The 13,985-nt window shown below is 75.1% G+C and carries 13 protein-coding genes; 8 read left to right on the top strand and 5 right to left on the bottom strand.

Annotated features, from left to right (window positions below; all coding sequences use genetic code 11):
• The first annotated feature begins 39 nt into the window (after window positions 1–39).
• Both O7602_RS01930 and O7602_RS01935 read left to right on the top strand, forming a co-directional pair.
• Window positions 40–270 carry a heavy metal-associated domain-containing protein gene (locus O7602_RS01930; protein ID WP_281586537.1) on the top strand — a complete coding sequence of 77 codons (231 nt, stop codon included), beginning with the start codon at window positions 40–42 and terminating at the stop codon, window positions 268–270.
• 112 nt (window positions 271–382) lie between these two features.
• Window positions 383–1,303 carry a hypothetical protein gene (locus O7602_RS01935; protein WP_281586538.1) on the top strand — a complete coding sequence of 307 codons (921 nt, stop codon included), beginning with the start codon at window positions 383–385 and terminating at the stop codon, window positions 1,301–1,303.
• 76 nt (window positions 1,304–1,379) lie between these two features.
• On the opposite strand, the gene O7602_RS01940 is transcribed toward O7602_RS01935, so the two are convergent.
• Complete coding sequence (locus O7602_RS01940) at window positions 1,380–1,799, bottom strand: helix-turn-helix transcriptional regulator (protein WP_281586539.1); 420 nt, start codon at window positions 1,797–1,799, stop codon at window positions 1,380–1,382.
• Window positions 1,800–1,988: 189 nt separating this feature from the next.
• Here O7602_RS01940 and O7602_RS01945 point away from each other — a divergent pair, with 189 nt between their 5' ends.
• Entirely contained in the window at window positions 1,989–2,420 is a 432-nt protein-coding gene (locus O7602_RS01945) for a hypothetical protein (RefSeq protein ID WP_281586540.1), read from the top strand.
• On the opposite strand, the gene O7602_RS01950 is transcribed toward O7602_RS01945, so the two are convergent.
• From O7602_RS01950 to O7602_RS01965, 4 genes are all read right to left on the bottom strand, one after another.
• Window positions 2,417–3,559 (bottom strand): SAM-dependent methyltransferase, encoded by a 1,143-nt coding sequence (locus O7602_RS01950; RefSeq protein ID WP_281586541.1) that lies wholly within the window; start codon window positions 3,557–3,559, stop codon window positions 2,417–2,419. The two genes, O7602_RS01945 and O7602_RS01950, sit on opposite strands and share 4 nt — an antisense overlap.
• 179 nt (window positions 3,560–3,738) lie before the next feature.
• The gene (locus O7602_RS01955) at window positions 3,739–5,421 is read right to left on the bottom strand and encodes a DEAD/DEAH box helicase (RefSeq protein ID WP_281586542.1); all 1,683 of its coding nucleotides are present in this window, start codon (window positions 5,419–5,421) and stop codon (window positions 3,739–3,741) included.
• Between the two features lie 317 nt (window positions 5,422–5,738).
• On the bottom strand, window positions 5,739–5,966 hold the full coding sequence (locus O7602_RS01960) for a DUF3107 domain-containing protein (protein WP_030502928.1): 228 nt from the start codon (window positions 5,964–5,966) through the stop codon (window positions 5,739–5,741).
• Window positions 5,967–6,031: 65 nt separating this feature from the next.
• The gene (locus O7602_RS01965; RefSeq protein ID WP_281586543.1) at window positions 6,032–6,670 is read right to left on the bottom strand and encodes a TetR/AcrR family transcriptional regulator; all 639 of its coding nucleotides are present in this window, start codon (window positions 6,668–6,670) and stop codon (window positions 6,032–6,034) included.
• A 148-nt stretch (window positions 6,671–6,818) separates the two neighbouring features.
• On the opposite strand from O7602_RS01965, the gene O7602_RS01970 reads away from it, so the two are divergent.
• The 5 genes from O7602_RS01970 to moeZ all read left to right on the top strand — a co-directional run bounded on the left by O7602_RS01970 (window position 6,819) and on the right by moeZ (window position 13,920).
• Complete coding sequence (locus tag O7602_RS01970) at window positions 6,819–9,740, top strand: hypothetical protein (protein WP_348651306.1); 2,922 nt, start codon at window positions 6,819–6,821, stop codon at window positions 9,738–9,740.
• 40 nt (window positions 9,741–9,780) lie between these two features.
• Window positions 9,781–10,821 (top strand): alpha/beta hydrolase, encoded by a 1,041-nt coding sequence (locus O7602_RS01975; RefSeq protein ID WP_281586544.1) that lies wholly within the window; start codon window positions 9,781–9,783, stop codon window positions 10,819–10,821.
• Window positions 10,822–10,892: 71 nt separating this feature from the next.
• Window positions 10,893–11,774 carry a DUF3152 domain-containing protein gene (locus O7602_RS01980; protein ID WP_281586545.1) on the top strand — a complete coding sequence of 294 codons (882 nt, stop codon included), beginning with the start codon at window positions 10,893–10,895 and terminating at the stop codon, window positions 11,772–11,774.
• Between the two features lie 64 nt (window positions 11,775–11,838).
• Window positions 11,839–12,630, top strand: coding sequence for a DUF3152 domain-containing protein (locus tag O7602_RS01985; protein ID WP_281586546.1), 792 nt, complete (start codon window positions 11,839–11,841; stop codon window positions 12,628–12,630).
• Window positions 12,631–12,672: 42 nt separating this feature from the next.
• Window positions 12,673–13,920 (top strand): adenylyltransferase/sulfurtransferase MoeZ, encoded by a 1,248-nt coding sequence (gene moeZ, locus O7602_RS01990; protein WP_281586547.1) that lies wholly within the window; start codon window positions 12,673–12,675, stop codon window positions 13,918–13,920.
• Window positions 13,921–13,985 lie beyond the last annotated feature (65 nt).

Here is a 13,985-nt window from a genome sequence, read left to right on the forward strand (position 1 = left end):
GTCGGCGGCGGGCGGCCCGGCCGGCGGTACCGTGGGGCCATGACCGAGCAGCGACCCGTCGTCCAGACGTACACCGTGACCGGGATGACCTGCGAACACTGCGTGCGGGCGGTGACCGGGGAACTGTCCGCCCTGCCGGGCGTCGACGAGGTCCGGGTCGACCTGGCCCGGGGGACGGCCACGGTCACCAGCGCGGCCCCGCTGCCGGTGGAGTCCGTCCGCGCCGCCGTCGACGAGGCGGGTTACGAGCTGGCCGGCGGCGTTGCCTGAGTCGTCGCCACTCGCGAGTCCGCCCGGCGTCGACGGCACCGTTGCGGATGTCGGTGGCGTCGGGGAAGGTGCGGCGACCGGCTCCGGGGGCGCGGCGGCGGGACCGGTCGCGGTGGACCGGGAGACGTTGCGGTTGGCCCTGGTGGTGGGCGGCCTGGTGCTGGCCGTGCTGCTCGGCTTCGGGCTGGGCCGGCTGAATCCGCCGGCGAACCCCGCCGCCGCCGTCCCGACCGGTGACGCTGCGACGACCGGGGGCGACCACTCCCACGCGCCCGGCACCGGCGCCCACTCGCACGACGGGGCGACGGTGACCCAGGGCGGTGGGGACGGCGCGACCGGCCTGTCGGTCAGCTCGGCCGGCTACACGCTCGTCCCGTCGGCCCGCGAGCTGACCGCCGGCCGCACCGGTGAGCTGCGCTTCCAGGTCCGCGACGACAGGCGTCGGGCGGTCACCCGGTTCGCCGTCGTGCACGACAAGCCGATGCACGTGATCGTGGTGCGCCGCGACCTCACCGGCTACCGGCACCTGCATCCGACGATGGCCGCCGACGGCACCTGGTCGGTGCCCTTGACCCCGCCCGAGCCGGGCGCCTGGCGGATGTACGCGGACTTCACCGTGGTCGCCGACGACGGCCGCCAGGTCGCCGCCGTGCTCGGCGCCGACCTCGCCGTGCCGGGCGGGTACGCGCCCCAACCGCTGCCCGCCCCGGCCACGTCGGCCACGGTCGACGGGTTCACCGCCGCGTACACCGGCACGCCCGAGGTCGGGCGGGCCGCGCCGCTGCGGTTCCGGGTCACCGGCGCCGGTGGCGGGGCCGCGCCGCTGGAGCCTTACCTCGGCGCGTACGGGCACCTGGTCGCGCTGCGCGAGGGTGACCTGGGCTATCTGCATGTGCATCCGGAGCCGACGCGCGACGGCGATGCCGTGACGTTCTGGCTGACCGCGCCCGGGCCGGGTCGCTACCGGATGTTCCTGGACTTCCAGGTCGCGGGCGTGGTGCGGACCGCGGAGTTCACCCTGACCATCGCCTGACCGGCCGGCCCGCGCGCCAGCCGGCCCGGCGGTACACGGTGCAGCCGGCCCGCCTGCGCCAGCCGGAACGCCCGCGTCAGCCGGCCCGGCGGACCGGGCGGCGGGCCAGGTAGCGGAGCAGGTCGCGGATGTGGTGTTTTTCCTCGGCGGGGACGTTCGGGTCGGCGAGCCGTTCCAGGATCACCCGCACGTCGGCCTCGACCGGACCGTCCTCGGTGCCCCGGCGCCGGGGTGCCGTGCCGGCGTCGGGCAGCCCAAGCGCCCGGAACGCGGCGGCCACCGGCAGATCGAGGGCGGCGCAGAAGCCGCGCACCTTGGCGAGCTCGGGATAGTCCTGCCAGTCGCCGGCCAGCCAGCGGAACACGGTGGAGCGGCCGACACCGGTGTGGGTGGCGAGGTCGGTCACCGTCCAGCCGCGCTCTTCGCGGGCGTCGTCGATGGCCCGTCGCACGAAACGCGCGAAGGCCATCTGCGGCGAAACGTCTGCGGAGCCCATCCCTGCTGGAACTGTCCCCTTCCGCCGGTGCGCCCGGCTCTGCGCCACGAGCCTAGTACGCCCGCGCGAAGAAGTAACTGACTGATCGGTCGCAAGGTCCCGCCGGCGGGACCGGTGAAGCATGAACGGTTGCGAACTGTCAACTAAGCTGGTCGAACCCCTCCCCGGCAGCGAATTCAGAGGAGCAGCATGGCCGAGCCGGACCGTCCCGTTCCGCACCGCCCTGGCGCGGTGAGCCTCTTCTTCGTGGCCAAGGCCGGCGTGTTCGCACTCGGCTTCTGGATCTGGCTGCTGGTGCTCGCGGCGCAGAGGGACCCGGCGGAGGGTGTGCACCTGATCGCCGCGACCGGTGCGATCTGCACCACGCTCACCGGCGTGGTGCTGGGCGCGCGGCTGGCGCTCCAGCGCAACGCCGCTGCCCGGCACGCCGAGCTGAAGCGTCTGCTCGTCGACATCTCCTGGAACGCCTTCGCCGCCGCCGGCAACTCCGACCAGACGGCGAAGGTGGTGCCGTTCCCGACGTCGCCGCAGGACACCGAGCGGGCCACCAACCGGGGCCCGGGCGAGCGGGTGTCGGCGCTGGACCGTAGCGACCGCAACCGGAGCGAGCGCCGGCGTTAGTCGGCGAGCAGTGTCTGCAACCGGGGCGTGACGCCCCACCGGTCCACCAGCTCGCGGTATTCGGCGTGGTGCTCGTCGGTCGGCGCGCCCGCTGTTCGGCGAGCGCGGATGAGCAGGTTACGCGGGGTGTGCTGCGAGTCGACGAACTCCACCACCTCGGCGCGGTAGCCGTGCAGCCGGAGCAGCCCGGCCCGTAGCGCGTCGGTGAGCACGTCGGCGAACCGCTCCCGCAGGATGCCCTGCCGGGTGAGCAGCGCGTCCGGCCCGGGGGCGGGGCGGGCCCGGAGCTGGGCGGCCAGGTCGTGGTGGCAGCACGGGGCGGCGAGCACCCAGCGGGCGTTCCAGCGCACCGCCCGGGCCAGCGCCTCGTCAGTCGCCGTGTCGCAGGCGTGCAGGGCCAACATTAGGTCGGGGGCCGGCTCGACGGACGCGTCGGCGATGGTGCCGGCGACGAAACTGACCCGGTCGGCCCAGCCGAGCCGCTCGGCCAGCTCGGTGTTGCGGCGGCGCTGGTCCTCCCGTACGTCCACGCCGACGAGCGTCACGTCGAGGCCGCGCCCGGTCAGGTAACGGTGGGCGGCGAAGGTCAGGTATGCGTTTCCGCAGCCCAGGTCCACCACGCGCAGCGGGCCGGTGAGGTCGTCGGGGAGGGTCGCGGCAAGCGCCCGGAGGAACGCGTCGACCTGTCGGCGCTTGGCCGCGGATCCGCCGATCGCGGCGAACAGCGGATCACCCGGGTCGAGGAGCCAGTCCTTCGCGCGGTCGTGTCCGCCGGGCTCGGCGACCGGCCGGCTGGCGGCGGCGCGGTGCACCTGCGCCTCGCCGGACTTGGTCACGCGCAGCTGGAGGGTGGTGCCGGCGGTTTCCACGTGCCAGTTGCCGAACGGCTCGGCGAGCAGTTCGTCGACGGCCGTGCCGGCCTCCGCGCCGAGGGCGACGTTGCGGGTGTGTGGCCGGGCGCCGTCGGAGGTGGCGATCTGTAGTCGGCTCCCGGCCTTGAGGGTGACCGGGCGCAGCTCCGCGCGTACCACCGAGGGACGCTGCCCACGCCGCCGGCCGGCAGCCACGGCCCGGGTCAGGGCCGGGTCGAGCAGCAACGCCCGTACCTCCCGCAGCGCCGCGTCCAACGGTTCCGCCATGCCGTGTCCCTTTCCTTCCGTCTCCTCGCCGTCCCCCTGCGTCGATCATGAGGTTGGCGTCGGCCCGGCACGGCGTGTCGTGCGGCCAACTTCATGATCGACCGGCCCGGGGCTCGGGCCGGTCGGGCAGGGAGTGGCCCCCGGATCTGGTGGATCCGGGGGCCGGGTGTGTGCGTCAGTCAGTCGGTGGGGGTGGCGCCGGCCTCGGCCGTGGTGGTGGAGCCGCCGCCACGGCGGCGCCGGCGACGGCGCGGCTTGGCGGCGGTCTCGCCCTCGCCGGTGGCGGCCGCCTCGGCGGGCTCGGCCTCGGCGGTGATCACTGCGGTCGGCTGCTCGCCGGCCACCGTCTCGCCGGCCCGTCGGCGGCGCCGCCGACGCGGAGTGCGGGTGCCCTCGTCCGCACCGGCGGTGGTCGCCTCGCTGTCGGTGGGTGCGCCGCCGGTGTCGCCGCCGCGACCGCGTCGGCCCTCGCCACCGCGACCGCGGCCGTCACCGCGACCGCGCTCGCCGCCACGGCCACGGCTGTCACCGCGTCGGCCGTCCCGCCGCGACCGACCGCCGCCCAGGTCTTCCTCGACCTCGGCCGAGAGGCCGGCGCGGGTGCGCTCGGCGGTCGGCAGGGTGTCGCTGACGTCCCGGGAGATGTCCAGGTCGGTGTAGAGGTGCGGGGAGGTGTGGTAGGTCTCCGGCGGCTCGGGCATGTCCAGCCCGAGGGTCTTGTCGATGATCCGCCAGCGGGGCATGTCGTCCCAGTCGACGAATGTCACCGCGACACCGCTCGCACCGGCCCGGCCGGTGCGGCCGATCCGGTGGGTGTAGGTGTCCTGGTCCTCGGGGCAGTCGTAATTGATCACGTGGGTGACGCCTGTGACGTCGATGCCCCGGGCCGCCACGTCGGTGGCGACAAGCGTGTCGATCTTGCCGGCGCGGAACGCCCGCAGCGCCCGCTCCCGGGCGCCCTGGCCCAGGTCGCCGTGCACGGCCGCCACGGCGAAGCCGCGGAAGTCGAGATCCTCGGCGACCCGGTCGGCGGCCCGCTTGGTGCGGCAGAAGATCATGGTCAGCCCGCGCCCCTCGGCCTGGAGGATCCGCGCCACGATCTCGACCTTGTTCATCGAGTGAGTGCGGTAGGCGAGCTGCTGGGTCTGCGGCGACGGGCCCGTCTCGGCGGTGTGCCCGGCGTGGATGGTCACCGGCCGGCGCAGGAAGCGTCGGGACAGCGCGACGATCGGGTCGGGCATGGTGGCCGAGAAGAGCATCGTCTGCCGGTCTTCCGGCAGCATCGCGAGGATCTTCTCGACGTCGTCCAGGAAGCCCAGGTCGAGCATCCGGTCGGCCTCGTCGAGGACGAGCGCGCGGACCCGGTCGAGCCGCAGGTGCTTCTGCTTCTGCAGGTCGAGCAGGCGGCCGGGCGTGCCGACCAGGATCTCGACGCCCTTACGCAGCGCCTCGATCTGCGGCTCGTACGCCACGCCGCCGTAGATCGGCAGCACCCGGATGCCCCGGGTGCGACCGGCGGCGTCGAGGTCCTTGGCGACCTGGATGCCCAGCTCGCGGGTGGGTACGACGACGAGTGCCTGCGGCACACCGTCGCTCCCCTCGGACGGGGCGAAGACCCGCTCCAGCAGCGGGATGCCGAAGCCGAGCGTCTTGCCGGTGCCGGTCGGGGCCTGCCCGATCAGGTCGACGCCGCGCAGGCCGATCGGCAGCGCGTACTCCTGGATCGCGAAGGCGCGGGTGATGCCCGCGGCGGCCAGGGCCTCGACGGTCTCCTGGCGGGCGCCGAGGTCGGCGAACGTGGGTGCCTCCGGGGGGACCGGAGCTGTGGGGGCCAGTGGCTGGCCCGAGATCTGCTCACTCATGTGGATGTGGGGGTGCCCTCTCGTGGTGCGCCCCTCATGTCCTCAGGGCGCGGACGGTTTGGCGCGGGCCACGCGGTCGGGGGCGGTTTCGCCGAGCCGGACCGGGCCGCACGCGCGCCGGGGACCGGTGCTGATCAGCGGGGCTGACCAGGTCGATGCCCACGGCAACTGTTTCATCCTACCCGAACAGCCCGCGGGGCGTCCCGATTCCGGGTGCCGGCGGGCCACTGGGGGGCGCTTCATGTGACCTGTGTCACATGGAGGGGGATGGTGGCCGCGGCGGGTGACCCCCGCCACGGCGACCGGTGCGACGTGGGTCAGCGGACGGTGAACCCGACCGCGCGGGGCGAGGCCTCCGCGATCTCGACGTACGCGACCTTGCCGACCGGCACGATGACCCGCCGGCCCTTCTCGTCGGTCAGGGAGAGCGTGCCCTCACTCCTGGCGAAGGCGTCGGTCACGATCTGCTCGATCTCGGCCGGCGACTGCGCGCTCTCCAGGACCAGCTCCCGCGGCGCGTACTGCACGCCGATCTTGACCTCCACTGTGCCTCCTCAACTGGGGCGAAAAAGCCACCGTGGGAAGGCTATCCGATCGGACGGGGCGATGGTCAGGCTGACTCACCCTGCAGCGGGAAGCTCGCGATGCCGCGCCACGACAGCGCCGCGACAAGCGCCTCCGCCTCCGGCTTGGCCACCTGCCGGCCGCCCGCCAGCCAGAACTGGGCGGCCGTCTCCGCCGCGCCGACCAGGCCGGAGGCGAGCAACTCGGCGTGCGCCCGGCTCACCCCGGTGTCCGAGATGATGGTGTCGGTGATCGCCGCGATGCAGCCCTGCTCGACCCGCTCGACCCGCTGCCGCACGGCCGGGTCGTTGCGCAGGTCGGACTCGAAGACCAGGCGGAACGCCTCGCTCTCGTGGTCGACGAAGTCGAAGTATGCCCGCACGGCGGCGCTGACCCGCTCCTTGTTGTCCTGCGTGCCGCGCATCGCGTCGTGCACGTTGGCGACGATGGCGTCACAGTGCGTGTCCAGCAGCGCCAGGTAGAGCTCCATCTTGCCGGGGAAGTGCTGGTAGAGAACGGGCTTGGAGACGCCGGCCCGCTCGGCGATGTCGTCCATCGCGGCAGCGTGGTAGCCGTGCGCGACGAACACCTCCTGAGCAGCGGCGAGCAGTTGCTTACGGCGCGCCGAGCGGGGCAGGCGGGTGGGCCGGCCGGCGGTCTGGGCACCGTTCCCCACTGCGGTCATGGGAACCTCCGAGTATCTGCGTCGAGCCGGCACGTATCGCCCGAACCGGACCGGGTTCGTGAACCCGTCGCGGAATTGGCCCGCCGCTGTAACTTATCGCCACTGTCACCACACGGTAGCCTCAGCGGGGGCGACCAAGGAGCGCGCGGTGAGTGAAACAGGGCAACCCGGAGCCCCCACCCCGGGAGAGCACGGCGACGGGACGGGCCAGCAGGACGACCCGGCCCGCACCGGCGGTGGTTGGGCGCCCCCGGCGAACGGCTGGTCCCGCGGGGCTCCGGCGCCCGGCGGTTGGCCCTACAGCGACCTGGGTGGCGGTTGGGCCGCCTCCTCGCCCCGACACGGCGACCTGCCGGCCCCGTTGCCCGGTCACGTGGCCGGGGAGCCGCCGGTCCACGCCAACGGCCGGCACGTCAACGGCGTGCGCCACGCCGGGGAGGAGTCGCCCGTGACCCGCCAGGCGCCGGTCAGTGCCCCGCCGGTGGCGGAGCCGCCCCGGGAGACCGACGGCGACCGGCTGGCCGTGCCGGCCCCGCGCCCCGCGCCCGCGATCGAGCAGCAACCCGACCCGACCGACCCCGCCGGCTCCCGGCACGCCTCGGACGACACGTCCGCCGGCCGGGTCCCCCGGTGGGCGGAGAGCGGTCCGACCTCCGCGCCCCCGGCGCTCCAGGTGCCGCCGGTCGGCGCCGCCGCCTCCGGCTTCGAGATGCCGCCGGGCTTCCACGCGCCCACCGTCGACCCCGCGCTGTCGTCCCGCCGCGGCTGGGCCGACCGGGGCCCGGCCGACCCGCCGGCCGCCGGCGCGGGCCATGCCGACCAGGTCCCGGCGGATCCGGCGGCGCACCGCCCGGCCGACCCGCGCCCGCCCGAGGGGCCGCCGGCCACCACCGACAGTCGAGGCGCCGATCCCCGGGCCGCCGCCGGCCCCCGGGGAGCCGGGTCCGACGACCCGACCACGGGGGGCGAGCCGGCCCGGCCCGGCCCGTCCTGGAACCGTCCGAGCTGGGGTGACGGTTGGGCTCCGCCGTGGGCCCGCACCGACGAGCCGGCCAGCCACCGTGCGACCCGCGACGACGATCCCGCCGACCGGCGACCCCGGGACGACGAACCGAGCGGTCGCCGCGCCGCCCGCGCCGCCGAGTGGGCGCCCGAGCCGGTGCGGCCGTACGAGCCGGCCCGCGTCGAGCCGCCCGCCGGCTACGAGCCGCCCCGGCCCGAGCCGGTCCGGCCGTACGAGCCGTTGCGCGCGGAGTCGGCCGCCGGTCACGAGCCGTCGCACCCCGAGCCGACCCGGCCGTTCCGGCTGCCCCGCGAGGATCCGCGGCCGGGTTACGAGCCGCCCGCCGAGCGGCCCTCCTGGGCCGGGCCGCCGGTGCCGGTGACCCCGTTCGGCGGGGCCACCCGTCCCGAGCCGGCCGGCGCGCCGGTCTCCCGTGAGGCGCCCGCCGGTCCGCCGCCCGCCGCCTACGCCCCGGCCGTCGACGAGCCGGCGTACGCCCCCGGGCCGCCCGTCGACGAGCCGGCGCACGCCCCGACCGCCGACGATTCGGCGTACGCGCCCGCGCCGACCGCCCGGGCCGCCGGTGAGCCGGGCGACGGGCCGCGCCGCGTGCCGGACCGCTCGACCGCCGAGCCGGGCGGTGTCCCGCCCCTCTCCGCCGTGCCCGCGACGGGTGGGACGGGGCGTTTCGACCCGCCCGTCGCACCCCGTCCGACAAGCGCTCCGCCCTACGCGGCCCGCCGGTCCGCCCCCGAGCCGCCGGCCGTCGGCACGGTCGCCGAGGACCGGTCGGCCGAACCGGCCCCGGCGGTGCTGCCGCAGCGCGTCCCCGCCGAGCCGGATGTGCCGATCGTGCCGGAGCCGCCGGCCGTGGAACCGTCCGCGGAGACCCCCGAACTCGCCCGCATCGCCACCCACCTGCGCCGCGACGATGAGCCCGCGCCGTTGCGCGAGCGGCCCGAGGGCTTCGACGTCAATGCCATCCTGGACGCCGTCCGCGAGGTCGCCGGCGTCCGGGACGCCGCGCTCCGCCGCACCCCGGCCGGCGCGCACAGCCTCCGGCTGGACCTGGCCGACGGCGCGGATCCGGCCGACGTGAGCCGGCTGGTGGCCCGCCTGCTCCAGGAACGGATGGGCCTGGCCGCCGCGCCGCAGAACCTGCCCGGCGCGCCGCCCGTACCGCCGCCGCCGGTCCGCCGCCGGTCCGCGACGCCGCGCGCCGACCGGCTCGCCGAGTTGGCCGAGAGCCGATCCGGTACGCCGCAGCCACGCGCCGACGACCAGCCAGGTGCGCGGGTCGCGGGGGCGGTCGGTCGGGGCGAGGACGACGCGCCGGCGCGGGTTGGTGCGGGGCGGCCGACGCCGAACCGCCCGGCCGACAACGGCTCCGGCGAGGGCCGGTTCGGCGTGGGGGAGTCGCGTACCGGTCGACCGGCCGACGTACCGGTCGAGGAGACCGAGCCGGGCGGCGAGCCGCCGCGCCGCCGCCGGCAGGCCACCCACCGGGGTCGGGCCACGGTGGACGACACCTCGCTCGCCGCCGCGCCGACCGGCATGTCCACAGGCAGCCCGGTCACGCTCGGCACCTCGTACTCCGGTGGGCAGATGACCACGACGGAGACCGCGCCGTCGCGACCGCTCGACCCCGGCGGCGCGCCGGGGCCCCGGGTGGTGATCGACCACGTGCTGGTGAGCACGTTCGGGCTGGACGCCACCACGGAGGTCCGCCTGATCGCCGGGGACCGGGCGGCCGAGGGGCACGCGACCGGGCCGGCCGTCGACGGGTACGTGCTCCGGCTCTGCGCGGTGGCCGCGGCCGTCGCGGTGGACGAACTGCTCGGTGGCGGCGAGGCGCCGGCCGGCGAGCGGGGCCGGTGTTTCGTGGAGCACGCCGCCGTGGTGCCGTTCGGCAACTGTGAGGTGGCGACCGTGGTGGTGCTGCTGGTCTGCGACGGCTGGGTGGAGCAGTTGGCCGGTTCGGCGCTCGTGGCCGGCGACCCGCGGCAGGCCGTGGTCCGGGCCACGCTTGCGGCGGTGAACCGGCGCCTGGAGGCGCTGCTCGCCTGAGGAGTGTGCGGCGGGTGCCGGTGCGGGGAAGACTGGAGACATGAAGCGTGCCGCACTCTGGCCGGACCGTGCCCTCCCCGCACCTCATGTCCCGCCGCCCTGGCCCGGCCGGCACGTGCCGCTCGACGGCACGCTCGTTCACGTCCGGGACACCCCGGCCGCCGCGCCCGACGCCGAGCCGGCGCTGTACGTGCACGGCCTCGGCGGCTCCGCGCAGAACTGGACCGACCTGGCCGGCCTGCTCGCGGGCCGGCTCGACGGCCAGGCGATCGACCTGCCCGGCTTCGGGCGCAGCGAGCCCGGGCGGCGTTACACGATCCCGGCTTTCGCCGACCGGGTGGTCCGCTGGATCGAGCACAGCGACCGGGGGCCGGTGCACCTGTTCGGCAACTCGCTGGGCGGCGCGGTCGCGGTGCGGGTGGCGGCGTCGCGCCCGGATCTGGTCCGCACGCTCACGCTGATCTCGCCGGCCCTGCCGTTCCTGGACTTCCGGCGTTCGTTGCAGGGGCGGATGCTGCCGGTGCTGGTGATCCCCCGGGGTGAGCGACTGGCTGCCTGGCGGCTCGCGCAGCTCGCTCCGGAGGCGATGGCGCAGCAGGTGATGGAGTCGTGCGTCGCGGACCTGACCCGGATCAGCGAGCAGCGCCGGCAGGAGGCGATCGAGGAGATCCGGATCCGGTACGAAGCGGCGCACTACGCGGCGGCCTACGTCCGCACGTTCCGGGGCCTTGTCGGCAGCTTCCTGCGGTCGTACCTGCCGGGCGCGGGCGCGCTCTGGCGGCAGGCCGCGGCGGTGCGGGTGCCCACGCTCGTGGTGGGTGGCCGGCAGGATCGCCTGGTCGACGTGCGGGTCGCACCGCAGGCGGCCCGGGTGATCCCGGACAGCCGGCTGCTGATGCTCGACGGTGTCGGGCACGTGGCGCAGTTGGAGGTGCCCCGGACCGTTGCGCGGGCGGTGCTGGCGTTGCTCGCCGAGGCGGCCCCGGCCGGGTCCTCGCCGGGGGCCGCCGGCCTGGCAGCCGAGGCGGCCGAGGCAGCCGAGGTGCCGGAGGTCGCCACGCCGGGGTCGAACGGGCGGTAACCGCAGGCCACGGCCCTGGTCGCCGGGACGGCGGAGAGCGAATGCGGGCGCGACGTGGCAGGCTGAGCCGGATGTCCAACTTCCGCCGTCCGCGCGCCGCGCGGTTCACGCCCCGCGTCCACCGATGGCGTGCCGTCGCCGTGGTCTGCGCGTTTCTCGCCACCGCGGCGGTCGGCGTCGGCGTGGCGTTGCGACTTCCGCCGGCCGGCGCGGACGAGCTGGTCACCGACGGGTTCGCGGCGCAGCCCCCGGGCCCTGCGCAGCCGTCGGGCCCTGCGCAGCCCTCGGGCCCGGCGGTGCCGTCGGCGAGCGTCCCGCCGTCGCCGAGCCCGCCGGCCGGGCCGGTGCTGGCGCTGCCCGGTCCGGTGCCCTCCCACGGCAGGGGCAGTTTCGGGTACGACGCCCGGGCCGGCGACGTGCTCGGTCGGGCCGGGGCGGTCCGCCGCTTCCGGGTGGCGGTGGAGAACGGTTCCGGTGAGCAAGCGGTTGCCTTCGGCGACGCGGTGCAACGGGCTCTGGCCGGTCCGGGGAGCTGGGTGGACGGCGGCCGGCTGCGGTTGCGGCGGGTCGCGCCGGGCGGCCGGTACGACTTCACGATCTATCTGGCCACCCGGGACACCGCCGGCCGGCTGTGCGGGGCGGGCGGGATCGACATCCGTAAGGGCGGCGTGCCGTACACGTCGTGCCGGCTGCCCGGCAAGGTGGTGATCAACCTGGACCGGTGGCGGACCTCCGCGCCGCACCTGGTCGCGGCCGGAATGCCGCTCGACGCCTACCGGCTCTACGTGATCAACCACGAGGTGGGGCATCAGCTCGGGCACCACCACGAGGGGTGCCCGGGTGCGGGTCGGGCCGCGCCGGTGATGCAGCAGCAGACCCTGTTCCTCGACGGATGCCGGCCGAACCCGTGGCCGTACCTGCACGGGAAGCGGTACACCGGACCGTCGTTGTGAAGGTTATTCGCGGCTTGGGCGGCAAAAGCAGCTAAATGCCCGAATTGCGTGGCACGCTGAGGTCATGACGTACGTTCCGCCGGAACGCCCCGGGCTGCGCCGGATGCGCCGCCGCCGCCGACGGTCGGTGCTGCTGCTGGCGATGCTGCTCGCGGCCGGCGGCGGCGCGGCGGGAATCACCCGGCTGAGCGAGCCGGCGCGGTCCGCGCGGGTCCCGCTCGCCGCCGAGCCCACCCTGATGCCGGACGCCGACACCGACCACCGGCCGACGCCGACCGGCTATCCCACCGCCGGCCCCGGCACCTTCGCGGTGGCCCAGGGACGATCGGCGGTACGCGGCGACGACGGCCCGCTGCGCCGCTACCGGGTCGAGGTCGAGCGGGGTACGGGGCAGGACGCGGACGGGTTCGCCGCCACCGTCGACTCGGTGCTCGGCGACCCGCGCAGCTGGATCGCCTCCGGGCAACTGCGGGTGCAACGGGTGCCCGAGGCCGCCGCCGCCGACTTCACCATCTATCTGGCCACCCCGGTCACCTCCGAGCGGATGTGCGCCGAGGGCGGCCTGCACACCGAGCGGTACACCTCGTGCCGCCTGCCCGGGCGGGTCGTGCTCAACCTGGCGCGCTGGATGACCGCGGTGCCCGACTACGGCGCCCCGCTCGACGTCTACCGGACGTACGTGATCAACCACGAGGTCGGGCACGAGTTCGGCGAGCTGCACCAGGCGTGCCCCGCACCCGGCCTCCCCGCCCCGGTGATGCAGCAGCAGACGTACGGGCTGGACGGCTGCGTGCCGAACGCCTGGCCGTACGTCGACGGGGTCCGCTACTCCGGCGAGCCGACCGACGGCGTCTGACGTTATTCCCGGTCCCGCAGTTCGGGCCGGGTGTCCCTCGTCATGGCCGATCCCCGCCTTCGCGAGCGACAATGGCGCGGTCCCACCGCCGATCCCGGGGAGTTCACCGTGTCGTTGCCCCCGCTCGTCGAACCCGCCGCCGAGCTGACCGTAGACGAGATCCGCCGCTACTCGCGCCACCTGATCATCCCCGACGTCGGGGTGGAGGGGCAGAAGCGGCTGAAGAACGCCCGGGTGCTCTGTGTCGGCGCCGGCGGTCTCGGCTCGCCCGCCCTGATGTACCTCGCCGCCGCCGGTGTCGGCACGCTCGGCATCATCGACTTCGACACCGTCGACGAGTCCAACCTCCAGCGCCAGATCATCCACGGCGTCTCCGACATCGGCCGGTCCAAGGCCGAGTCCGCCGCCGCCTCGATCCGCGAGATCAACCCGCTGGTCCAGGTGGAGATCCACAACACGGCGCTGGACCGGGAGAACGTCAAGGACATCTTCTCCGGGTACGACCTGATCGTCGACGGCACCGACAACTTCGCCACCCGCTACATGGTCAACGACGCGGCCGTGCTGCTCGGCAAGCCGTACGTCTGGGGTTCGATCTACCGCTTCGACGGCCAGGCGTCGGTCTTCTGGGCCGAGCACGGCCCCTGCTACCGCTGCCTCTACCCGGAGCCGCCGCCGCCCGGCATGGTCCCGTCCTGCGCCGAGGGCGGCGTGCTCGGCGTGCTCTGCGCCTCCATCGGCTCGATCCAGGTCAACGAGGCGATCAAGCTGCTCGCCGGCATCGGCGAGCCGCTCGTCGGCCGGCTGATGGTGTACGACGCCCTGGAGATGAGCTACCGCAAGATCAAGGTTCGGAAGGACCCGAACTGCGCGCTCTGCGGCGAGAACCCCACGGTCACCGACCTGCTGGAGGACTACGAGGACTTCTGCGGCGCGGTCTCCGAGGAGGCGCAGGAGGCGGTGGTCGACTCCACCATCACCGCGCTTGAGCTCAAGGAGTGGCAGGACGCCGGCAAGGACATCTTCCTGGTCGACGTGCGCGAGCCGGCCGAGTACGAGATCGTCCGGATCCCCGGCTCGACGCTGATCCCCAAGGGGGAGATCATCTCGGGCGAGGCGCTGGCGAAGCTCCCGCAGGACCGGCAGATCGTGCTGCACTGCAAGTCCGGCGTCCGGTCGGCCGAGGCGCTCGCCGCGCTGAAGGCGGCCGGGTTCAAGGACTCGGTGCACGTGCAGGGCGGCGTGCTCTCCTGGATCAAGCAGATCGACCCGTCGCTGCCCGCGTACTGAGTCGCCCGGGGGCCCCATCACTCACCGAACATTCACGTCCGTGAGTGATGGGGCTTTCGCGCCTT

The sequence above is a fragment of the Micromonospora sp. WMMD1128 genome (assembly GCF_027497235.1).
Classification (GTDB): Bacteria; Actinomycetota; Actinomycetes; order Mycobacteriales; family Micromonosporaceae; genus Micromonospora.